18 protein-coding genes and 2 tRNA genes are annotated in these 20,714 nt (G+C 62.0%); 6 read left to right on the top strand and 14 right to left on the bottom strand.

Annotated elements, in window-relative coordinates; genetic code table 11:
* From RBA40_RS09930 to RBA40_RS09890, 9 genes are all read right to left on the bottom strand, one after another.
* Complete coding sequence (locus RBA40_RS09930) at positions 1-348, bottom strand: integration host factor subunit alpha (RefSeq protein WP_054262956.1); 348 nt, start codon at positions 346-348, stop codon at positions 1-3.
* Positions 349-455: 107 nt separating this feature from the next.
* Entirely contained in the window at positions 456-2,882 is a 2,427-nt protein-coding gene (gene pheT, locus RBA40_RS09925) for a phenylalanine--tRNA ligase subunit beta (RefSeq protein ID WP_306647750.1), read from the bottom strand.
* 17 nt (positions 2,883-2,899) lie between these two features.
* A complete protein-coding gene (gene pheS, locus RBA40_RS09920) occupies positions 2,900-3,916 on the bottom strand; it encodes a phenylalanine--tRNA ligase subunit alpha (protein WP_306647749.1) in 1,017 nt (338 codons plus the stop codon).
* Positions 3,917-4,040: 124 nt separating this feature from the next.
* Positions 4,041-4,400 (bottom strand): 50S ribosomal protein L20, encoded by a 360-nt coding sequence (gene rplT, locus RBA40_RS09915; protein WP_054262959.1) that lies wholly within the window; start codon positions 4,398-4,400, stop codon positions 4,041-4,043.
* 27 nt (positions 4,401-4,427) lie between these two features.
* A complete protein-coding gene (gene rpmI, locus RBA40_RS09910; RefSeq protein ID WP_054262960.1) occupies positions 4,428-4,625 on the bottom strand; it encodes a 50S ribosomal protein L35 in 198 nt (65 codons plus the stop codon).
* A gap of 334 nt (positions 4,626-4,959) precedes the next feature.
* Positions 4,960-5,499, bottom strand: coding sequence for a translation initiation factor IF-3 (gene infC, locus RBA40_RS09905; protein WP_099878062.1), 540 nt, complete (start codon positions 5,497-5,499; stop codon positions 4,960-4,962).
* Between the two features lie 32 nt (positions 5,500-5,531).
* Entirely contained in the window at positions 5,532-7,439 is a 1,908-nt protein-coding gene (thrS, locus tag RBA40_RS09900) for a threonine--tRNA ligase (RefSeq protein ID WP_306647748.1), read from the bottom strand.
* Positions 7,440-7,645: 206 nt separating this feature from the next.
* Positions 7,646-7,722, bottom strand: a tRNA-Val gene (locus RBA40_RS09895).
* Positions 7,723-7,790: 68 nt separating this feature from the next.
* Positions 7,791-7,867 (bottom strand) — tRNA-Val (locus RBA40_RS09890).
* Between the two features lie 127 nt (positions 7,868-7,994).
* Between RBA40_RS09890 and RBA40_RS09885 the strand changes: the two genes are divergently transcribed.
* The 3 genes from RBA40_RS09885 (at position 7,995) to RBA40_RS09875 (ending at position 10,629) form a co-directional block, all read left to right on the top strand.
* A complete protein-coding gene (locus RBA40_RS09885) occupies positions 7,995-8,909 on the top strand; it encodes a cation diffusion facilitator family transporter (RefSeq protein ID WP_306647747.1) in 915 nt (304 codons plus the stop codon).
* A 91-nt stretch (positions 8,910-9,000) separates the two neighbouring features.
* The gene (locus RBA40_RS09880) at positions 9,001-9,936 is read left to right on the top strand and encodes an NAD(P)/FAD-dependent oxidoreductase (protein WP_306647746.1); all 936 of its coding nucleotides are present in this window, start codon (positions 9,001-9,003) and stop codon (positions 9,934-9,936) included.
* Between the two features lie 123 nt (positions 9,937-10,059).
* The gene (locus tag RBA40_RS09875) at positions 10,060-10,629 is read left to right on the top strand and encodes a hypothetical protein (RefSeq protein WP_099878053.1); all 570 of its coding nucleotides are present in this window, start codon (positions 10,060-10,062) and stop codon (positions 10,627-10,629) included.
* A gap of 108 nt (positions 10,630-10,737) precedes the next feature.
* Here RBA40_RS09875 and RBA40_RS09870 read toward each other — a convergent pair whose 3' ends face one another.
* Complete coding sequence (locus RBA40_RS09870) at positions 10,738-11,229, bottom strand: hypothetical protein (protein WP_306647745.1); 492 nt, start codon at positions 11,227-11,229, stop codon at positions 10,738-10,740.
* 304 nt (positions 11,230-11,533) lie between these two features.
* Between RBA40_RS09870 and RBA40_RS09865 the strand changes: the two genes are divergently transcribed.
* From RBA40_RS09865 to RBA40_RS09855, 3 genes are all read left to right on the top strand, one after another.
* Entirely contained in the window at positions 11,534-13,669 is a 2,136-nt protein-coding gene (locus RBA40_RS09865) for a TonB-dependent siderophore receptor (RefSeq protein ID WP_306647744.1), read from the top strand.
* 1 nt (position 13,670) lies between these two features.
* Positions 13,671-14,930, top strand: coding sequence for a PepSY-associated TM helix domain-containing protein (locus RBA40_RS09860; protein ID WP_306647743.1), 1,260 nt, complete (start codon positions 13,671-13,673; stop codon positions 14,928-14,930).
* 267 nt (positions 14,931-15,197) lie between these two features.
* On the top strand, positions 15,198-16,235 hold the full coding sequence (locus tag RBA40_RS09855; RefSeq protein ID WP_306647742.1) for a chemotaxis protein CheB: 1,038 nt from the start codon (positions 15,198-15,200) through the stop codon (positions 16,233-16,235).
* A gap of 117 nt (positions 16,236-16,352) precedes the next feature.
* Here RBA40_RS09855 and RBA40_RS09850 read toward each other — a convergent pair whose 3' ends face one another.
* From RBA40_RS09850 to RBA40_RS09835, 4 genes are read right to left on the bottom strand one after another with little or no spacing between them, the layout of a single operon-like run.
* On the bottom strand, positions 16,353-17,306 hold the full coding sequence (locus RBA40_RS09850) for an STM4011 family radical SAM protein (RefSeq protein ID WP_306647741.1): 954 nt from the start codon (positions 17,304-17,306) through the stop codon (positions 16,353-16,355).
* A complete protein-coding gene (locus RBA40_RS09845; protein ID WP_306647740.1) occupies positions 17,300-18,679 on the bottom strand; it encodes an STM4012 family radical SAM protein in 1,380 nt (459 codons plus the stop codon). The genes RBA40_RS09850 and RBA40_RS09845 overlap by 7 nt, the downstream gene beginning before the upstream one ends.
* Complete coding sequence (locus tag RBA40_RS09840) at positions 18,676-19,509, bottom strand: STM4013/SEN3800 family hydrolase (protein ID WP_306647739.1); 834 nt, start codon at positions 19,507-19,509, stop codon at positions 18,676-18,678. The genes RBA40_RS09845 and RBA40_RS09840 overlap by 4 nt, the downstream gene beginning before the upstream one ends.
* A complete protein-coding gene (locus RBA40_RS09835) occupies positions 19,499-20,683 on the bottom strand; it encodes an STM4014 family protein (RefSeq protein WP_306647738.1) in 1,185 nt (394 codons plus the stop codon). The genes RBA40_RS09840 and RBA40_RS09835 overlap by 11 nt, the downstream gene beginning before the upstream one ends.
* Between the last annotated feature and the right edge of the window lie 31 nt (positions 20,684-20,714).

Raw genomic sequence — 20,714 nt, 5'->3', positions numbered from 1 at the left:
TTAGGCGGCGCGCGCCATCGGGCTGGTTTCTTCGACCATGCCCTTGAGCTTCTGGCTGGCGTGGAAGGTCACGACGCGGCGCGCCGTGATCGGGATTTCTTCACCGGTCTTGGGATTGCGGCCGGGCCGCTGCGGTTTGTCGCGCAGCTGGAAGTTGCCGAAGCCCGACAACTTCACCGCTTCGCCACGCTCGAGGGCATTCCTGATCTCGTCGAAGAAGGTCTCGACCATGTCCTTGGCTTCGCGCTTGTTCAGGCCGACCTGCTCGAACAGCAGTTCGGCCAGCTCGGCCTTGGTCAGGGTCGGGAGATTCTTCTCAGCGTCCTGGCGAACCCTGGCGACCTGCATCGCACGGTGCAGGTCGGCTGCCAGCGCCGACTGGAGTACGGCGGAATCAACGTCGTTGTTATTAATTTTACAGCCCTGCCTCGTATCGTTACTGCTCGTGGGATCGGTTATGAACGCAGCTTCGCGTCATGTTTCTGCTGGGCCGACGCCGCCAGCGCCTTCATGACGCCTTCGACCACATCGTCCTGCAGGGTGGTTTGAGTATCTTGCAAGCCAAAGCGGAAAGCAAGGCTTTTTTCGTCGGCCTCGATCCCTTTTCCGCGATATTCATCAAACAAAACAATGGCTTGCACAATCTTTCCTGCTGGATTTACCTGCAGTTCAGCGGCAAAAGCATCGAGCAGGTCCTGCGCCGCAACCGTGTTCTTGACCACGAAAGCCAGGTCGCGCGTGGCGCCGGGGAATTTCGAGATCTCTTCATATTTTGGCACGGATCGTTGCTGCAACGCAATCGCATCCACCTCGAACAAGACCGGCGCCTGCGGCAAATCGTACTTTTGCAGCCAGCGCGGGTGCAGTTCGCCGATAAAGCCAATGTCCTTGCCGTCGAGCTCGATGACCGCCGAGCGGCCCGGATGCAGGGCCGGATGGGCCGTTTTCACGAAACGCAGGGGACGCGGCGCGAACAGGGCTTCCACATCGGCTTTGACATCGAAATAATCGACCGGTGCCGACTTGAGCGACCATTGTTCGTCCAGCGCCGGACCGTAGGCGATGCCGGCCACGCGCTTGGGCTGGTCGAAACCGGCCACCGACAGCGGACCATCGGCCGCTTGCGCATTGCGGCGGAAGATCGCGCCCACTTCGAACACGCGCACCCTGCCCGCCTTGCGGTTCAGGTTATAACGCACATTGGCCACCAGCGAGCCGATCAGCGAGGAACGCATCGCGTTCATCTGGCTGGCGATCGGATTGACCAGCTTGATCTGGTCGGCATTGTCCGAGAAGTCGGTTTCCCATGCGGAATCGACAAAACTCATGTTCACCACTTCCTGGTAACCGAGGTCGGCCAGCTGGTGGCGCACGGCGAACAGGGACCGGGTGTTTTCCGGCGCGATGATCATCTGGCTGGCGGCCACCGGCGGCAGCGCCGGGATGTTCTCGAAGCCATACACGCGCGCCACTTCCTCGATCAGGTCTTCCTCGATTTCGATGTCGAAACGGTAGGTCGGCGCGGTCACGGCGAACAGGCCGGGTTCCTGCGTGAACGGCAGGCCCAGGCGCGTGAAAATGTCGGCCACCATGGCGTCGGTGATCGGCACGCCGATCACCTTTTGCGCACGCGCGGTGCGCAGGGTCACCGCTTTCGGCAACGGCACGTTGACGATCTGGTCGTCGATCGGGCTGACCACGGTGTCCTGGGTGCCGCAGATTTCGACGATCAGCGCGGTGATGCGCTCGATGTGCTCGACGGTTGTGGCGAAATCGACGCCGCGCTCGAAGCGGTGCGCCGCATCGGTCGAAAAATTGAACCGGCGCGCGCGGCCCTGGATGGCGTTCGGCCACCAGAACGCCGCTTCCAGGTAGATATTGGTGGTCTCTAACGTGACCGAGGTTGCGTCGCCGCCCATGATGCCGGCCAGCGATTCGATTTCCTGCTCGTCGGCGATCACGCCGACCCAGTCGTCCACGTCCACGGTATTGCCGTTGAGGAGCTTGAGGGACTCGCCCTTCCTGCCCCAGCGCACATCCAGCGCACCATGGATCTTGTCCATGTCAAACACGTGCGAGGGACGGCCCAGTTCCAGCATGACGTAATTGGAAATATCGACCAGGGCCGACAGCGGACGCTGGCCGCTGCGCTCGAGGCGCTGGCGGATCCAGTCCGGGGTGGCTGCCCTGGCGTTCAGGCCGCGGATGACGCGTCCCGAAAAGCGGCCGCACAGGTCCGGCGCGCTGATTGTCACCGGCAGGATTTCGCTGCCATTGACCGCCACCGGGCGGATCTGCGGCAAGGTCAATGGCGTGCCGGTCAGGGCCGACACTTCGCGCGCCACGCCCAGCACCGACAGGCAGTCCGCCTTGTTCGGGGTGAGCTTGATGGTGAACTTGAGGTCGCTCAGTGCGAGATAGTCGCGGATGTTCTGGCCGACCGGCGCATCTTCCGGCAGCTCCATCAGGCCGCTCGTTTCCTCGGACAGTTTCAATTCCTTGGCCGAGCACATCATGCCCTGCGATTCCACGCCGCGCAGCTCGCCGACCTTGATCGCGAACGGCTTGCCGTCCGCACCCGGCGGCAGGATCGCGCCGGCCATGGCGCAGATGGCCTTCATGCCGGCGCGCACGTTGGGCGCGCCGCACACGATGTTGAGCAAGGTGCCGGTGCCGACGTTGACCTTGCACACGTTCAGGCGGTCCGCGTTCGGGTGCTTGGCCACTTCCAGTACTTCCGCCACGACCACGTTCGAGAACGGCGGCGCGACCGCTTCGACTTCTTCCACTTCCAGGCCGGACATGGTCAGCAGGTGAGCCAGTTCATCCGAAGTCATCTTCGGATCGACCATGGTACGGAGCCAATTTTCGGAAAATTGCATAATCAGTGAACCTTGAATTAGTTAAATTGCTTCAGGAAGCGCAGGTCGCCTTCGTAGAACAGGCGCAGGTCGTTGATCCCGTAACGCAGCATCGTCAGGCGCTCGAGGCCGGAGCCGAACGCGAAGCCGATGAATTTTTCAGGGTCGAGCCCGAAGTTGCGCACCACGGTCGGATGCACCTGGCCGGCGCCCGACACTTCCAGCCAGCGGCCCTTGAGCGGACCGCTGCCAAACGCAATATCGATCTCGGCCGAGGGTTCCGTAAACGGGAAGTACGACGGACGGAAGCGCACCTGCAGGTCGTCGGTCTCGAAGAAGGCCTTGACGAAGTTCAGGTACACGCCCTTCAGGTCGGCGAACGAAATGTCTTCGGCGATCCACAGGCCTTCGACCTGGTGGAACATCGGCGAGTGGGTCGCGTCGCTGTCGACGCGGTAGGTGCGGCCGGGCGCGATCACCTTGATCGGCGGCGTGTGGGTGCGCGCGTAGCGCACCTGCATCGGGCTGGTGTGGGTGCGCAGCAGCAGCGGCTTGCCGGTGCTGTCGTTGCCTTCGATATAGAAGGTGTCCTGCATCGAGCGGGCCGGATGGTTTTCCGGGCTGTTGAGCGCCGTGAAGTTGGTCCAGTCGGTCTCGATTTCGGGGCCGTCGGCCACATCGAAACCGATCGAGCGGAAGATTTCCTCGACCCGTTCCCAGGTGCGCATCACCGGGTGGATGCCGCCGCCGGAGCGGCCGCGGCCCGGCAGGGTGATGTCGATCGCTTCGGCGTTCAGGCGCTCTTCGAGCTGGGCATTGGCCAGCGCATCGCGCCGTGCGGTCAGGGCGTTTTCGATCCGGACCTTGGCGGCGTTGATCAGCGCGCCCTGGGCCTTTTTCTGTTCCGGGTCGAGCTTGCCCAGGCCCTTCATTTGCTCGGTGATCTGGCCAGTCTTGCCAAGGTACTTGGCTTTGGCGTTTTCCAGTGCGGCAGCATCTTCGGCGGCGATAAAGTCAGCCTGTGCCGAGACGACGAGTTCTTCCAGGGAGTTCATGCGATGTTTTTTTCCTGTTGAGCGGGACTGGCGCACGCGCCACAATCAAAAACGGGGCACAGGTTTGAACCTCTGCCCCGCTCTTTTCGCGCCACCCGGAGGCAACGCTTGCATCGATCATTGCTTACGCAGCGATCTTGGCTTTCACTGCTGCGACAATCGCGGCGAACGCCGGCTTGTCCATCACAGCCATATCGGCCAGGACTTTACGGTCCAGTTCGATAGATGCTTTTTTCAGGCCGTTCATGAATACGCTGTACGTTACGCCATGCTCACGGGAAGCGGCGTTGATACGGGCGATCCACAGGCGGCGGAATACGCGTTTCTTGTTGCGGCGATCGCGGTAAGCGTATTGGCCAGCGCGCATGACTGCTTGCTTGGCAACACGGTATACACGGCTGCGGCGACCACGGTAGCCTTTAGCTTGTACAAGAATTTTCTTATGACGGGCACGAGCTGTAACCCCACGTTTTACTCTAGGCATAGTAACTCCTTAAATTGAGTGGTGAGATTAAGCCGACGGCATCATACGCATGACGGACTTGACATCCGCTGCATCGACGTTCGTGATTCCGCGCAGTTGGCGCTTGCTCTTGGTGGTTTTCTTGGTCAGGATGTGACGTTTGAAAGCGTGACCCGATTTAACGGTTCCACCTGGACGCACGCGAAAACGCTTCTTCGCGGAGCTTTTGGTCTTCATTTTAGGCATAGCAGTTCTGTCCTTCCGGACAGCTCCATTATAGGATTGCAGGTGGCAACGCTGTGCTGCACTTAGATGCCTGCTTTCACATTGTCTTCCGCCAGTGAAGGAGGAAGCCGGAGATCATAACACAGAAGTTGCCTGCAAATGCAAGCTTGTTGTGGCAAAGTTTCTTTGGGGTATATGCTTGCACGTGGATACCACCTTGACGCCATGACCACGGATCAAAAGATAGCGAGAGCGACGACGACGTTGCGTGGCCACCCCACAAAACAAAGCGCCCCTGGCACTTGCGTGGCGGGGCGCTTCTTTGCACAAGCTGCCTGGGCAACCCGTTCTTTGCTTATTTCTTCTTCTTCGGCGAGAGGATCATGATCATCTGACGACCTTCCATCTTCGGGAACTGCTCGACCTGGCCATACGGCTCAAGATCGGCCTTCAAACGTTCCAGCATGCGGAAGCCGATGTCCTGGTGCGCCATCTCACGGCCGCGGAAACGCAGCGTGATCTTGGTTTTGTCACCCTCATCGAGGAACTTCATCAGGTTTTTCAGCTTGATATTGTAATCGCCATCATCAGTACCCGGACGGAATTTGACTTCCTTCACGAGAATGATCTTTTGCTTCAATTTGGCTTCGTGCGCCTTCTTCTGTTCCGAATATTTGAACTTGCCGTAGTCCATCAGACGGCATACCGGTGGTTGCGCGGTTGGCGCAATTTCCACCAGATCTACGTTCGCTTCTTCGGCCAGACGAAAAGCCTCAGCCAGGCTCACAATGCCAAGCGGCTCGTTTTCCACCCCGGATAAACGCATTTCGGGGGCGGTGATTTCGCCATTGATGCGATGCGACTTGTCAGTAGCTATGTTGTTTCCTTTTAAAATCTGATGAATTAGCCGCGTCGAGAATTAACTCGTCAAGCTTTGGAATCGACCTCGTGTTTGAGGCGCTCCACCAGGGCATCGATGGACATTACGCCCAAATCGACATTGCCACGAGCTCGCACGGCCACAGTGTTGGCATCCCGCTCCTTGTCGCCAATCACGAGGATGTACGGCAGTTTTTGGACGGAATGTTCACGTATTTTAAACGTAATTTTCTCGTTGCGCAAATCAGCGTGAACGCGGTACCCCAGTTTGCGCAACTTCGTCGCGATTTCCTGGGTGTAGTCGGCCTGCGCGTCCGAAATATTGAGCACCGCAACCTGCACCGGCGCCAGCCACAGCGGCATCGCGCCGGCGTAGTTTTCGATCAGGATGCCGATGAAACGCTCCAGCGAACCGACGATCGCGCGGTGCAGCATGACCGGCACCTTCTTGGTGTTGTCGGGAGCCGTGTATTCGGCGCCCAGACGGCCCGGCATCGACGGATCGATCTGCACCGTGCCAACCTGCCATGCGCGGCCCAGGCTGTCTTTCAGGTGGTATTCGATCTTCGGACCGTAGAACGCGCCCTCGCCCGGCAGTTCGGTCCAGGACACGCCGCAGGCACGCAGCGCGCTGCGCAGCGACTCTTCGGCGATGTCCCAGCTTTCCTCGCTGCCGATGCGGCTGTCCGGACGCAGGGCCAGCTTGACATCGATATTGTCGAAGCCGAACGCGGTGTAGACTTCCATCGCCTGTGCGTGGAAGGCCGCCACTTCGCCCGGAATCTGCTCATCGGTACAGAAAATATGGCCGTCATCCTGGGTAAAGCCGCGCACGCGCATCATGCCGTGCAGCGCGCCGGACGGCTCGTTGCGGTGGCACTGGCCGAACTCGCCGTAACGCAGCGGCAGGTCGCGGTAGCTCTTCATGCCGGAATTGAAAATCTGGATGTGGCCCGGGCAATTCATCGGCTTCAGTGCGTACGAGCGGTTTTCCGACTCGGTGACGAACATATTGTCGCGATAGTTATCCCAGTGACCGGTCTTTTCCCACAGGCCGCGGTCGAGGATTTGCGGCGCTTTCACTTCCTGGTAGCCATTGACCTGGTACACATTGCGCATGTATTGCTCAACCTGTTGCCAGATCGACCAGCCCTTCGGATGCCAGAAGATCAAGCCCGGCGCTTCATCCTGGAAGTGGAAGAAGTCGAGCGCCTTGCCCAGCTTGCGGTGGTCGCGCTTTTCCGCCTCTTCCAGATTGTGCAGGTAGAGTTCCTGGTCTTCCTTCTTGAGCCAGGCGGTGCCGTAGATACGCTGCAGCATCTCGTTCTTGGAGTCGCCGCGCCAGTAGGCGCCCGCCACTTTCATGAGCTTGAACACTTTCAGCTTGCCGGTGTTGGGCACGTGCGGGCCGCGGCACAGGTCGGTAAAACCGCCTTCGGCATACAGCGACACGTCTTCACCGGCTGGAATCGAGGAAATGATTTCCGCCTTGTAGTCTTCGCCGATGGACTTGAAGTACGCCACCGCTTCGTCGCGCGGCAGCACGGTGCGCGTGACTTTCTCGTCTTTCTTGACCAGCTCGGTCATTTTCTTTTCGATCGCCGCCAGATCTTCCGGCGTGAACGGGCGCTTGTACGAGAAATCGTAGAAGAAGCCATTCTCGATCACCGGACCGATGGTGACCTGCGCTTCCGGATACAGTTCCTTGACCGCGTAGGCCAGCAAGTGGGCGGTGGAGTGACGGATCACGTCCAGGCCTTCCGCATCCTTATCGGTGATGATGGCCAGATCGGCGTTTTGCTCGATCAGGAAGGAGGTGTCGACGACTTTGCCGTCGACTTTGCCGGCCAGCGCCGCTTTGGCCAGGCCTGTACCGATGCTCGCTGCAACCTGGGCTACGGTGACTGGGCCATCAAACTGGCGCTCGGAACCATCGGGAAGGCGGACTGAAACCATGCTGTTCTCCTGAACAAAACTGATATTTAAGTACAAACAAAAGTGCAAACGAAAATGCGGACGAAAAAAAACGCGGACTAGCCGCGTTTTTCATTTTGAGTAAGCAAAAGGAAGCACCTCGACTAGCGTCGCTGGAACAACTCCGTCGTAGTTCGCGGTGTCATAACCATGGTGCCTTTCTCTCTCTTACTGGGTACTGCATGTTCTGGTGGGCGGTGAGGAATTCGAATCCCCGACCCCTTGGATGTCGACCAAGTATTCTAACCAGCTGAACTAACCGCCCTGATATAGCATGAGCGTTGCTGGAACAACTCTGCCTTACTGCGCTTTACTGCTTTTTACCGCTAAAACTGGTGGGCGGTGAGGAATTCGAATCCCCGACCCCTTGGATGTCGACCAAGTATTCTAACCAGCTGAACTAACCGCCCGAAGACCAGCATTATAGAGAGGCATCCCCGGGATGACAAGCGCTTTTTAAACACGATGTTCAGGCGCCAGGAAGTACCCCGGCTGGCGGCAGGGAAATCGGACGCTTTTTTCCATTACACTTTGCCCATGCACGCCAAACCCACGCCCTCCTCCGCCCACCTGCACGCCCACCACAAGGGCGACGCCAAACATACCCACGTCACCGTCGGCCGCAGCCAGGGCGCGCTGGCCTTTGCCCTGAGCCTGACCCTGGTATTTGCCGTGATCGAAGTGCTGACCGGCTTCGCCTCCAATTCGCTGGCCCTCATTTCCGATGCCGGCCACATGGTCACCGACGCCGCCGCGCTGGGCCTGGCGCTGCTGGCGCAACTGATCGCCAAGCGCCCGCCCTCGGCGCGCCACTCGTTCGGCTTCGGCCGCGCCGAAGCGCTGGCCGCCTTCGTCAACGCATTGGCCATGCTGGCCGTGGTCGGCTGGATCGTCTTTGAAGCCGTGCACCGCTTCAGCGCCCCGCAGCAGGTGCAGGGCGGCACCGTGTTCGTGGTTGCCGCAATCGGCCTGGCCATCAATCTGCTGGTGGCCTGGCTGCTCTCGCGCGACCAGGAAAGCATCAACACCCGCGCCGCGCTGGTGCACGTGATGGGCGACATCCTCGGCTCGATCGCGGCGATCGCCGCCGGCGCCGTGATTTACTTCACCGGCTGGATGCCGATCGACCCGCTGCTGTCGCTCTTCGTCTCCGTGCTGATCCTGCGCTCGACCGCCGGCATCCTGCGCGACTCCTACCACGCGCTGATGGAAGGCGTGCCGCACCAGATCGATTACCTGCAGGTCGGCGCCGACCTGGCCGCCATACCGGGCGTGCTGTCGGTGCACGATCTGCATGTGTGGGATATGTCGCCGGGACAACCGGCCCTGATCGGCCACCTGCGCATCGGCAACCTGCGCGACTGGCCCCAGGTGCTGGCCACAGTCAAGGACATGCTGTTGACCCGCCACGGCATCGACCATGTGACCCTGCAGCCCGAGTCGCACGACTAGCGCGACGCCAGGCGATGCTGTAAGCCCTGTCTTACCCGGCGGCGGCGGGCGCACCGATGCCCCGCCCAACGCGCATTACCGATAATGCGGCATGATCCCGTACACCCCCTCCCCCACCATCCACGACACCCTGATCATCGGCGGCGGCCCGGGCGGGCTGACGGCGGCGATTTACCTGCGCCGCTTCCGGCGCAATATCATCCTGGTCGACAAAGGTAACAGCCGGCTCGGCTGGATTCCGGTCACACATAACTATCCGGGCTTCCCGGACGGCATCCACGGCAAGGAATTGCTCGACAAATTGCGCCACCAGCTGCGACGCTACGACGGCGAGGTGATCCAGGGCGAAGTGACCCGGCTGGTGCGCGAAGACGGCTGCTTCGTGGCCGCGCACGAGGGCGGCGAAATTCGCGCCCGCACCGTGCTGCTGGCAACCGGCATCGCCGACACCGGCATGCCCATCGAAAATTTCCTTGAGGCCGTGGCGTGCGGCGCGGTCCGCCTGTGCCCGGTATGCGATGGCTACGACGTCCTCGACCAGAAAATTGCCGTCGTCACTTCCGACACCAACCCGGTCGGCCACGCACTGTTCATGCGCACCTTTTCCACGGACGTCACGCTGTTCGAGCGCACCAGGGAGGCCTTGGTCGACCCGGCCGACCGCCAGCGCCTGCATGATGCCGGCATTCGCTACGTTACCTCGCCACTGCTGGGCGTGACCATGAGCGAGCGCATGACACCGGTGATGCACACGGAAGATGGCGAGGCCTACGAGAGCGACGTGCTCTACCCCATGCTGGGCGAAACGGCGCGCTCCGACCTGGCGGTATCGCTCGGCGCGCAAACCTCGGCCTGCATGGAACTGAAGGTCGACGACCATCAGTCGACGACCGTGGAAGGCCTGTACGCCATCGGCGATGTAGCCCAGGGATTGAACCAGATTAGTGTAGCCGCAGGGCAAGCTGCGGTGGCGGCAACCCGCATTCACAATGCCTTGCCTTATCACTTTCGCAAGCACTCCGCATAGAGGGAGCGCCGCACGACAGTAAAAACAAATTGCGCTAACGGCAAGGTAGTGACAATATAGGCCACGCCACTGGCCGAGTAGGACAAAATAAAGCCGCCAGTCAACTTGCGAAAGCTTACGATCATGGCAACAATCGCCCACGGCAGCAAACATGCATCCCACGCACAGCGTGGCGATGCCTACTTCAGCTGGCCCATCTGGCTCCTGAGCGCATCCTTGCTCACGTTCGTGCTGGTGGTCCCCTTTTCGGGCGTCGCGGGGATGCTGATCCTCCCCGTCGCGCTGCTTGGCGGCCTCTGTTCGGTGTTCGGACTGGTGCGCGCCCTGCACCACCACCACTGGCGCCGCGCAGCCTCGATGGCAACGTATATCGTCGTGCTTGGGGCGCTGTTTTCAGTGCCGGAACTGTTGCAGGCCACCGTGGGCCGCGCTTCCAACGTGGTGCACGTGATGTCGGAAGGCCAGAGCTTCGATAAAAAAATGCAAACCCACCCACCGGGCAATCGCCCCGTGCTGGCCTACGACTGGAGCACCGTCGGGACCGATACGACCTACGTTATCTACGATGCCAGCGGCCGCATTGCCGAGCCCAAGGGCCACGTGGCGTGGTCGAGCAGCGAGCTGTTCCCTTTCTCCGAGTGCGCCGGACGCGTGGTGCCGATCATGGGGCATTTTTACCGCTGCGACTATTGAACGGTTTTTAGTATTGCGACCGCCAGCCAACCTGGCCAGCCGTGGACGTTCGCCGGCGCTAGCCGGTGTCAGGCGGGAATGCCATTGTTGCTCCGAAACTTAGCTCCGTCATTCCCGCATCTTCAATGACGCTGCTGGGCTGAGCTGCCGCAAGAGCGCCGCGCCGATGCGCCCATTGACGAGTTTGCGGCTCAGATAAAGATCCGGCCAGACGCGCTCTGCGTCACGTTGTCCGAAGATCAACCATTGCTCTCCCGCCCTGGCAGAAAAATCAGCACGGCCGCATGGATTACTGCCGCCGCTGATTCGGCTCAGCACCGGTAAGGTCCGGGGAAGTGTAGCCACTCCAAATGACTTGCTCACGCTCACTGTCAGGTCTTCGATCACCAAGCCGTCGGTTTTTCGCGCGGTCGACGCCACCACATTCCCAACGAACACGACGCGGCCGTTAGCGTGGCCATTGAGGTAGTCGGCAATCGCTGGGGACGGAATGTCGCATGCCGCTACCGTAGCCGGACATGCCAGCAAGGCAGGAATAATCAATCCAAAAAGACGCATGCGGTGCCCTTCAACGCTGCTTAACTGTGTTGCCACTTTCACGGAAATACTCTCCAAGGCGCACCTGACGGTCGCCCTGTGCACGCCAGCTCGCCAGCTCGCCAAGTGTCTATCCGGCGAGCATAACCTTCCGCCGCACTTCAGCCCAGCACAACTTGGCAGAAATCCATGCATTGCAACAGCTCATTCGCGCGATGGTCTTGCCGGGGTCGATTGCGAAACCTTTCCATTTTTGGTAAAATGAGAATCATTCGCATCTGTCTTTACGACAGCGCACCCCATCGTTGACAAGCCAGGTTGCAGTCTCCAAGCCAGTGACGATCTTTCTCACACCAGGAGTTTTTGCATGCCCCGCCGTATCAACACGTCCGTCCCGTCGTCTTCCCATCCTCGCCTGCGTCCGCTGGTGCTCGCTCTGTCGCTCGCGCTCGGCCATGCCGGTGCCGCCAGCGCCGCCGACGACGCGCCCGAGGCGGCCGTCCTGCCAGTCATCACAATCACAGGCGCGAACGACCAGAACGGCTATCAGGCGCGCGACAGCGACAGTGCCAGCAAACTCAGCCTGACGCTGCGCGAAACGCCGCAGTCGGTGTCGGTCGTCACGCGCGCGCGCATGGACGATTTCCGTCTCGACAATGTCAACGATGTGCTCGCCAACACCACCGGCGTCACCGTCGAGAAAGTCGAAACCGACCGCACCTATTACGTCGCGCGCGGCTTCGATATCATCAATTTCCAGGTCGACGGTGTCGGCATGCCGCTGGTGTTCGGCAACATGATGGGCAACCTCGACACCGCGCTGTTCGACCGCGTCGATATCGTGCGCGGCGCCAACGGCCTGGCCGCGTCCACGGGCAACCCGTCCGCCACGGTCAACTTCATCCGCAAGCGTCCAGGTCCTGCCCTGGCCGCCAGCGCCGGCCTGACTCTCAGCTCGTGGGATACGCGCCGTCTCGATGCCGATTTGTCGAGCCCGCTCAGCGCGAGCGGCAGCGTCAAGGGCCGTGTGGTGGCGGTCAGCCAGCAGGGCGATTCCTACCTGGACCGCTACGCGACCAAGAAAAACGTTGTCTACGGCATCGTCGAAGCCAAACTGGGCAGCGACACCCTGCTCAGCATCGGCCATGCCTGGCAAGACAACAAGTCCAGCGGCGGCATGTGGGGCGCCCTGCCCCTGTACTACACCGACGGCAGCCCGACCAACTACCCGGCCGGCACCAACACCTCGGCCGACTGGTCGCACTGGGATAACAAGACCAATGGCAGCTTTGCCGAACTGAATCACCAACTGGGCCAGGGCTGGGCGCTCAAGTCGACCCTGAGCCACAACAAGGAAGCGTCCCGCTCGAAATTGTTCTACGTGTACGGCACGCCGGACAAAGCGACAGGCGACGGCTTGTTTTCCTACCCGTCCGCCTACCGCTCCGACCACAGCCAGACCTTGTTCGACATCGGCGCCAGCGGACAGTTCAACCTCGCCGGCCGCCAGCATGACCTGGCCTTCGGCGCCAGCTGGTCGCGCTCGCGCCTGGACGATCTGTCCGGCTACGGCCGCGGCATCGGCACTCCGCTCACCGCAGCGACCGACTTTACCGGCGGCTATCCGCAGCCGGAATTCGACGACCGCTTCGATGGCAGCAGCTATGAAGAGGTGCGCAAGACCGTCTACGCGGCCGCACGCTTTGCGCTGGCCGACAAGGTCAAGCTGCTGACCGGCTTTAACTCGACCAAGGCCGATTCCACCGGCCTGTCCTACGGCAGCAGCAAGCAAAAGTCGGCCAGCAAGACGTCGCCCTACGTCGGCCTGGTCTACGACGTGGCGCCGCAGGTCAGCCTGTACACCAGCTACACCGAAATTTTCAGCCCGCAAAGCGAGCAGGATATCAACGGCGTCGCGCTCGATCCGATCATGGGCAGCAGCGCCGAGGCCGGTTTCAAGGGCGATCTGTTGGGTGGCAAGGCCAGCTTCTCCGGCGCCATCTTCCGGGCGCGCCAGAACAATACCGCCGAGCAGGTCGACATGAACGGCGGCAAGGCGTACTACCGCGGCATCAATGCCGAATCGACCGGCGCCGAACTGGAAGTGACGGGCGAGCTGGCCAAAGGCTGGCTGGCCAGCGCCGGCTTCACCCGCCTGAAGGTGGAAGACAGCCAGGGCAAGGCCGCCAAGACCTACGTGCCGCGCCGCCTGCTGCGCATGTCCACCACCTACCGCCTGCCTGCCGTGCCGCAGCTCAAGATCGGCGCCAACGTGAACTGGCAGAGCGATATCGAGCGCGAGCAGAAACCGGGCATCGTCACGCGCCAGGACAGCTACGCCGTGCTGGGTTTGATGGCGCGCTACGAGATCAACCGCAACATGACGCTGGCCGTGAACCTGAACAACGTCACGGATAAAAAGTACCTGACCTCGCTGTACTGGAGCCAGGCCTATTACGCGGCGCCGCGCAGCGCCAGCGCCACCCTCAACTGGACATACTGATATGCGCCCTGCACTGGTTTTGCTCCACCGCTGGTTCGGCCTGGGCGTGGCGATCTTCCTGTTCATCTCCGGTGCAACGGGCGCCCTGATTTCCTTCGACCACGAACTGGATGCGGCCCTCAACCCGGACCTGTTTCACGCCCACAGCGGCGAGACGGCCCAGCGCCAGATTCCCGGCACCGAACTGGCGCGCGCCATCGAAGCGGCCGATCCACGCCTGCGCATCGGTTACGTGCTGACCGAGGTCGAGCCGGGTCACACCTCGATGATGTCGGTCGAGGGCAAGATCGATCCGGCCACCGGCAAGCCATACGAGCTGGGCTTTAACCAGATCGGCGTCGATCCGGTAACCGGCAAGGTGCAGGCCAAACGCCAGTGGGGCGAAATTTCGCTCTCGCGCGAAAACCTGCTGCCGTTCCTGTACAAGCTGCACTACTCGATGCATATTCCGGAAGTCAAAGGGATCGAACTGGGCATCTGGTTCATGGGCATCATCGCCATCGTGTGGGTGCTCGATTGCTTCATCGCCCTGTATTTGTCGTTTCCCAACTGGCGCAGCTGGCGCAAGTCGTTCGCCTTCCGCTGGAAAGCCGGCGGGCTCAAGCTCAACTTCGACCTGCACCGCTCCGGCGGCGTGTGGGTCTGGCTGTTGCTGCTGGTGCTGGCGATCACCTCGGTCTCGATGAACCTGAACGACCGCGTCGTGCGGCCGCTGTTGTCCACCGTCTCCACTCTCAGCCCGGACGCCTTCGCCAGCCGCACCATGAATCCGCCGGAAAAACCGATTCCGGCGCTTATCAGCCGCGACGAAGTGATGGCGCTGGCCCATGCCGAAGGAACCAAACGCGGCTGGACAGCGCCGGTCGGCGGCGTGTTCTACGCATCCGCGTTCGGGCTGTACGGCATCGGCTTCTTTGAGCCGGGCAACGACCACGGCGACGTCGGCCTGGGCAACTCCTGGCTGTATTTCGATGGCAACGATGGCAAACTGGTCTCCGAGCGCGTGCCCGGCACCGGCAGCGCAGGCGATATTTTCCTGCAACTCCAGTTCCCCCTGCACTCCGGCCGGATTGCCGGCTTGGCCGGCCGCATCGTCCTGTCGTTCCTGGGTGTGGTGGTGGCAATGCTGAGCGTCACCGGTGTCATCATCTGGGTGCGCAAACGGCGTGCTCGGCTGGTTGCCGTACGTGCCGTTCCTGGACCGGTGCGGCAGCCGGTGCGGCAGCCGGTGCGCCAGGGCAGCACGCCTGTGCTGGAGTAAATAGCGTACGGTGGCGCTGCGCCAGATAGTCAGCGGGGCGCCACCGCGACACCGGGGGCACGCATCGGGCCATACCTCACCTTTACGCGCCAGCTGCTGCGCCACATAGAAATAGCGTAAGCCCGGTTCAACGCCCGTGGTCGTGGTGGTGGCGGTCCGGCCACCTCCTCCTTATCGAAATCTCCATCGCCGCGCTCTTGCGCGCTGCCGACGCGTCTTGTATGGCATTATTCCTGATAGCACCCATTGGCAATTCATAGGAATTTTATGACGGCGGCATCCACGAAAAAGACGGCGAACGCGGATTCTGCGGCGAAACGAAGCGACTTCCCGGTCATCGTGATCGGCACCTCCGCCGGCGGACAAAGTGCGCTTGGCGCTCTCGTTGCACAACTGCCGGCGGATTTCCCCGCCGCTATTCTCATCGTTCATCACATGGCGGCGACAGGCTCAAACGACGCCATGTTGCGCATGCTTGCCGACAAAGGGAATTTGCCCTGCAAACAAGCGGTGCAGCATGGCGTTATCAAGAGCGGTTGTATTTATCTGGCGCAGCCGGATCATCATCTGATGATCTCGGAAGCGAAGACCTTGGTGACCAAGGGCGCGCGCGAAAATCGGGCGCGGCCCGCGATCGATCCCCTGTTCCGTTCCGCCGCCATTGAATTCGGGAATCGGGTCATTGGAGTCGTCCTCACTGGCTATCTCGACGATGGCACGTCGGGCATGGAGGTGATCCGACGCTGCGGCGGGATCTGCGTCGTCCAGGATCCGGCCGACGCCGCGTATCCGGATATGCCGCAAAACGTGCTCAATCATGTCAAGGTCGATCACTGCGTGCCGCTGGCGGAGATGGGTAGCCTACTCACATGGCTCGCGCTTCACGACCGGGGAGCCAGCATCCGGGTCCCTGACGATGTCGCAGTCGAGGCCAAGATCGCCCAGCGCGTATTGAGCGACCTGGAATCGGTCGAGTTCCTTGGTACGCAGGTGCCGTTCAACTGTCCGGGCTGCGGCGGCGTGTTGTGGCAAATGAAGATTGGAAACCATCTGCGCTTCCGTTGCCATACCGGTCACGCCTATACGGCGGCAACGCTGCTCGCGGAACAGACGGCGAAGATGGAGGAAACCCTCTGGGTCGCCCTGCGTATGTTCGAAGAAAACAAGAATCTGCTCGTCCGGATGGGCGCGGACGGCACTGCCAGCCCATCGTATGTCGAGCGGGTGGAGCAATCGAACATCCATATTCGGCGGATCAAAGCGATGTTGCACTCCAACATGGCCGGCGCTGATCCTCTTCCATAGAAGACCGATCATTGGGTAACACGCCGCGCGGCGGCCATTCCACGAGCACGGTCTTGGCCGGTGCCAATGGAAAACGTGACGATCGCTTCATCAGGCCCCAGCGCTCCAAGGTCGCGTTTACCCCTGCACGGGTGCCAGCCGCACTGGAATGCGGGCCAGCACGCCAGCGCCGAAGTCATCATAAAACGGCAGCTCCTGCCGGTGCGCGTAACCAATGTAGCAGTCGCATTTGCGCAGGCGGCTGCACGGCTTCTCGGCGAGCATGTCTTCGAGGCGATCCGCGTACAGATTGCCCAGCCGCTCGGTCACAAAATGGCATCGCTGCACTTCCCCGTCACCGTCAACCGACAGCGCTTCCGACCCGGCCCGACATGGCTTTCCGCGCGACATCTCGGGATTGCGGCTGTAGCTGAACCACGGGTCCATGCCGTCGAGCCACGCGAGGTCCTCGGGCCGATAGTAACCCGGCCCGCGCCGGTCGTAGGCGTTGAGCCACAGATAATGCCGCGGCGGCAGCGCGGCGCGCAAGGCGCGGATATCGTCGAAATGCTCGCGCATCGCCACGATGCCCACCGAAAAATGGACGCCCATCCGCTCCAGGCGCTCGCAACGGTCAATAAAGCGATCCATGCGCACCTGGCTCGGATGGTAAGTGCACCACAGCCCCACCTTGCGCTTGTCGGCCTGCTCCAGCCATGCCAGCGGCCCGGACAGATTGGTCTGGATCGCCACCTGGCACACGTGCGCCATGCCCGACAGGGCCGTAATCGCATCGCGATAATGGCGCCGGATCATGCCCTCGCCCCATGGCGTGAACAGCACGCTGATGGGCCGCTCCTGCGCACCAACCCAGGCCACGAAGCGCGCCACCTCGGCGGCGTCCCGCGCGAGCTTGGCCCGGCTGTCGCGCCGCTTGGCGAAGGGACAGTACGCACAATCGTAATTGCATCCCGACAGGGTGCCACGGTATAGCAGCGACAGTACCGCCTGCTCCGCCATTTGTCCGGACCGCTGCGCCTGTTGCGCCGGCTGCGCCTGATCGAGCGCGGCAGCCGGCAGCATGGTCAGCATGCCGTGCCGCCGTCGGCCATCAGCAGGCGCACGTCTTCCGACGCCAGCCAAGGGCCGATGGTGTCGGCATAGCCATAGCCACGGTCGTTCAGGCGCAAAATGGCACTGCCCTGTTCCAGCAAACCCAGTTCGCCCAGTTCGTGCAGCTGCGGCAAATCCTGCATGCAATCGCCGCCGAAACGCTGCGTATAGGCCGCCGGGTCGAGCCCCGGATCGGTCAGCAGCGACTGGATCACGTAGCGGCGCCGCTGCTCATCCTGCCCCAGCGCAAAGCCGTGGTGCGCATGGGTAAAACTGTCGGCGTCCAGCGCCAGGTAACTGTCGATGATGCCAATCGTGTCCGCACGCCCAACCGCATAATCGGTCGAATAATGCAGGTCCCGCGTGTACGAGCGCGCACCGGTACCGAGGCCCACCATGCCATCGTTCTGGCAGCAATAGGACGGCCCGGTATCGTCAGGCGCATGCGGCGCGCGGAACATGCGCATCGACACCTGCACGTAGCCGCGCGCGCGTAAATGATCGCGCGCCGCCTCGTACAGCTGCATGCGGCTGTCGCCTTCCTGATTGAGCACAATCGGATCGAATGAAGCGGCCCCCTTTCTGTTCGCAATCTTGCCCAGCCCCGTATGCTGGCGCACGTACAAGGGATACAAATACAACTCCTCCGGCCTGAAGGCCAGGGCTCTGTCGATCGACGCCAGCAAGCTCTCCACCGTCTGCCCGCCGATACCGTAAATCAGGTCGAGGTTGAGCGTGGGGAAGCCTGCATCGCGGATATATCCGATCGCCCGCGTCACCACCTCGTTCTGCTGCGGCCGCGCCAGCGAACGCATCTCGCCCGCCGCAAAGCTCTGGATGCCGAGGCTGACACGGTCGATGCCCATGCTGCGGCACACCGCCATGCGCTCCGGCGTCACGGTTTCGGGCGAGGCTTCAATGCCGGCCGGCGTGGTCTGCAAATCGATGCCCAGAATATCGCGCGCGCCATCGAGCAGCGTTTGCAACTGCGCCGCCGACAAAAACGTGGGCGTGCCGCCACCGAGCGCAAACCGTGCAAACCGGCGCTCGCCGAGCACCTTGTCGAGCACGCGCATCTGTTGGACCACCTGCGCCACATAACGTTCCACCATATCCGGTTGCGGACGCGCCATCGCAAACAAATTGCAAAAGCCGCAGCGCATTTCGCAGAACGGGATGTGGATGTAGGCGAACAGGGCCGAACGGTCCTGCCCGGCCCACAGATCCTCCAGCGAAGCCGGCGTCGCCAGCGCCCGGTAGGCCGCCTTGTGCGGATAGGAATAGGAATACGCCTGATACGGCGTGTGACGCATGCGCTGGGCGAGCGTGCCGGGAGTGGCGGGATGATTCATGGCGTCGTTCCGTTAAAGTCGATAAAGAAATGGGCGTATGGAACGTTCCATACGGTTTCGTGGGCAATGCGATGGCCGCGAAAGCCATCTTCGCCGTAGGCGCTGCCGTGGTCCGAGCAGACGATGGCAAACGTCGGCGCGCGCGCGGCGCAGGCGGCGAACAGGGGCGCCAGCGCCCCGTCCACATAGCGCAGCGCCGCGGCGTGACTGTCGATCGTATCGCTGGTGCTGCCCGGCAGATAGCCACGGTTCGGCGAATGGATGGCCGCGACATTGATGAACAAGAATACCCGCTGCTGGCCCAGCTCGCTCAAACGCGCAATCGCCAGCGCCACCTGACGCTCGGTCGAGTTGCGGCCTTCCACGCCGAGCGAGCGCTTCCAGTGGCTCTCCTGGAACATGCCCGGCAACACGCAACCGAGCGCCGTTTCCTTGTTGAAAAAGCCTACTCCGCCGATGCAAATGGTGCGGTAGCCAGCGCCAGCCAGGCCGGCCGGCACACTCTCCTGCGCAAACTCGTGGGTATGGGCCGAGGTCGTCTCGCTGCCGCGAAAGGCCGTCGCGAACAGGCGCGGATGACGTCCCGGGCGGTCGGGCGTGGGCAAAAATCCGGCAAAAAACGCGTGATGGGCCGCGTACGTAAAGCTGGCCGGGCTGTGCCGGCACTCCCAGCCGCCGGGCGGCAAGTGCGGCCCCAGCACCGGCAGCTCGCCCGCCTCGTACAGGCGCTGGGCCACGTCGTAGCGCAGGGTGTCGAGCGTGATGAATACAATGTCGTGACTGCCGACAACCTGATTCATGTCGGGAATCGAGCGTGGATCAGGCTTCATGGGATGAGACGGTTTGCAACTGGGCGCCATAGGTATCGTGCCCCTGCCACAGCAGCTTGGGCAGCAGGTCGCCGAAGGCGTTCGCTTCGAGCACATGAGCGTGCCCCTTGCGCACGACCATATCGAGGCCGATGACGTGGCTTTGTGGAAAAATGGCAGCCGCCGCGCGCGCGGTCTGCTCCAGCGCTACATGATCCTTTTCGCCCAGCAAGCTCGCCACATCGGCGCGCTGGTTGTCGAGGTGCAGATTGGTCATCATGCGCGTGCCGACCCGCGCCACCCGGTGCGCCGGCTGGCCGCCCAGTGTCACTACGCGCAGGTCGTAATGGCCATCGCCGTGGCGCGGCTTGGGAATCCACGCTTCGGCATAGGTTTGCTGGCCCGCCAGCAAGTCGACCAGTTGCACAATGTCGGGCTGCGCATTGTAGCTGCGCAAGCGCTTGACGTTGTAGAGACGCGGCCCGCCCTCCCCTTGCACGAGGTCGGCGGAACTGGTGGCCTGCTCGGCCCCGCGACTATTGCGGCGGTAAGCCACCACGCCGGATGCGCTCGATCCGTAGCGCGTTTTCAGGAAAACCTGATTGAGATGATGCTCATCGAGAACGGCGCGCAGGTGCGCGTAACCTTCGATGGGACCGAGCAAACGGGGAATCGGAATGCCGCGCGCGGCAAAGTGCTGCTGGCAAGCCAGCTTGTCCATCATCAGCAGCAGTTCATGCGGCGCGTTCATTACTTTGACATGGGACAGCGCCGACAGTTCCGCCGCCACGCGCTGCAGGGCCTGCGTGAAACCGGCGAACCATTCGCCGGAGACGGAAATTTCCCCACGATCAGGCAGGCGCGACATGCCAAGGCCAAGCACCTTGCAACCCTGCCGGATCAGCATGCCGTGCAGGCGCCCATCGTCACCGGGCGAGTCAATCTTGAACACACAAGGCCGCTGGGCCAGGCTGGCTGTCAGCAGCGCCGGCTGATCCAGCCACTCGGCCCAGTCGACAACCACCGCCGCAGGCAGGCCGAGCGCCTGGCGTGCTGCCTGCATCAGCTTTTCCCGCTTGCCACCACGCACGCCCAACAAGACCAAAGGCTCGCCGTTCGGCTGGCCGTTCGGCTGGCCGTACGGCTTGCCGTTCGGCCGGTCGTCCGGCAAGCGCTCGCCGGCGCCGTCTAGCATGCGCGGCGACCGGCTTTGCTCACCCGCGGCA

This window comes from Massilia pseudoviolaceinigra (genome assembly GCF_030846505.1).
GTDB lineage: Bacteria > Pseudomonadota > Gammaproteobacteria > Burkholderiales > Burkholderiaceae_D > Telluria_A > Telluria_A violaceinigra.
Note: the sequence above shows the minus strand (reverse complement) of the source record. Positions and strands in the feature narration are given on the sequence as shown.

What these genes read in the sequence shown, in the direction of transcription:
- RBA40_RS09930 (WP_054262956.1), bottom strand. Translation starts at nt 348, where the DNA reads ATGCAGGTCGCCAGGGTTCGCCAGGACGCTGAGAAGAATCTCCCGACC.
- pheT (WP_306647750.1), bottom strand. Translation starts at nt 2,882, where the DNA reads ATGCAATTTTCCGAAAATTGGCTCCGTACCATGGTCGATCCGAAGATG.
- pheS (WP_306647749.1), bottom strand. Translation starts at nt 3,916, where the DNA reads ATGAACTCCCTGGAAGAACTCGTCGTCTCGGCACAGGCTGACTTTATC.
- rplT (WP_054262959.1), bottom strand. Translation starts at nt 4,400, where the DNA reads ATGCCTAGAGTAAAACGTGGGGTTACAGCTCGTGCCCGTCATAAGAAA.
- rpmI (WP_054262960.1), bottom strand. Translation starts at nt 4,625, where the DNA reads ATGCCTAAAATGAAGACCAAAAGCTCCGCGAAGAAGCGTTTTCGCGTG.
- thrS (WP_306647748.1), bottom strand. Translation starts at nt 7,439, where the DNA reads ATGGTTTCAGTCCGCCTTCCCGATGGTTCCGAGCGCCAGTTTGATGGC.
- RBA40_RS09885 (WP_306647747.1), top strand. Translation starts at nt 7,995, where the DNA reads ATGCACGCCAAACCCACGCCCTCCTCCGCCCACCTGCACGCCCACCAC.
- RBA40_RS09880 (WP_306647746.1), top strand. Translation starts at nt 9,001, where the DNA reads ATGATCCCGTACACCCCCTCCCCCACCATCCACGACACCCTGATCATC.
- RBA40_RS09875 (WP_099878053.1), top strand. Translation starts at nt 10,060, where the DNA reads ATGGCAACAATCGCCCACGGCAGCAAACATGCATCCCACGCACAGCGT.
- RBA40_RS09865 (WP_306647744.1), top strand. Translation starts at nt 11,534, where the DNA reads ATGCCCCGCCGTATCAACACGTCCGTCCCGTCGTCTTCCCATCCTCGC.
- RBA40_RS09860 (WP_306647743.1), top strand. Translation starts at nt 13,671, where the DNA reads ATGCGCCCTGCACTGGTTTTGCTCCACCGCTGGTTCGGCCTGGGCGTG.
- RBA40_RS09855 (WP_306647742.1), top strand. Translation starts at nt 15,198, where the DNA reads ATGACGGCGGCATCCACGAAAAAGACGGCGAACGCGGATTCTGCGGCG.
- RBA40_RS09850 (WP_306647741.1), bottom strand. Translation starts at nt 17,306, where the DNA reads ATGCTGACCATGCTGCCGGCTGCCGCGCTCGATCAGGCGCAGCCGGCG.
- RBA40_RS09845 (WP_306647740.1), bottom strand. Translation starts at nt 18,679, where the DNA reads ATGAATCATCCCGCCACTCCCGGCACGCTCGCCCAGCGCATGCGTCAC.
- RBA40_RS09840 (WP_306647739.1), bottom strand. Translation starts at nt 19,509, where the DNA reads ATGAAGCCTGATCCACGCTCGATTCCCGACATGAATCAGGTTGTCGGC.
- RBA40_RS09835 (WP_306647738.1), bottom strand. Translation starts at nt 20,683, where the DNA reads ATGCTAGACGGCGCCGGCGAGCGCTTGCCGGACGACCGGCCGAACGGC.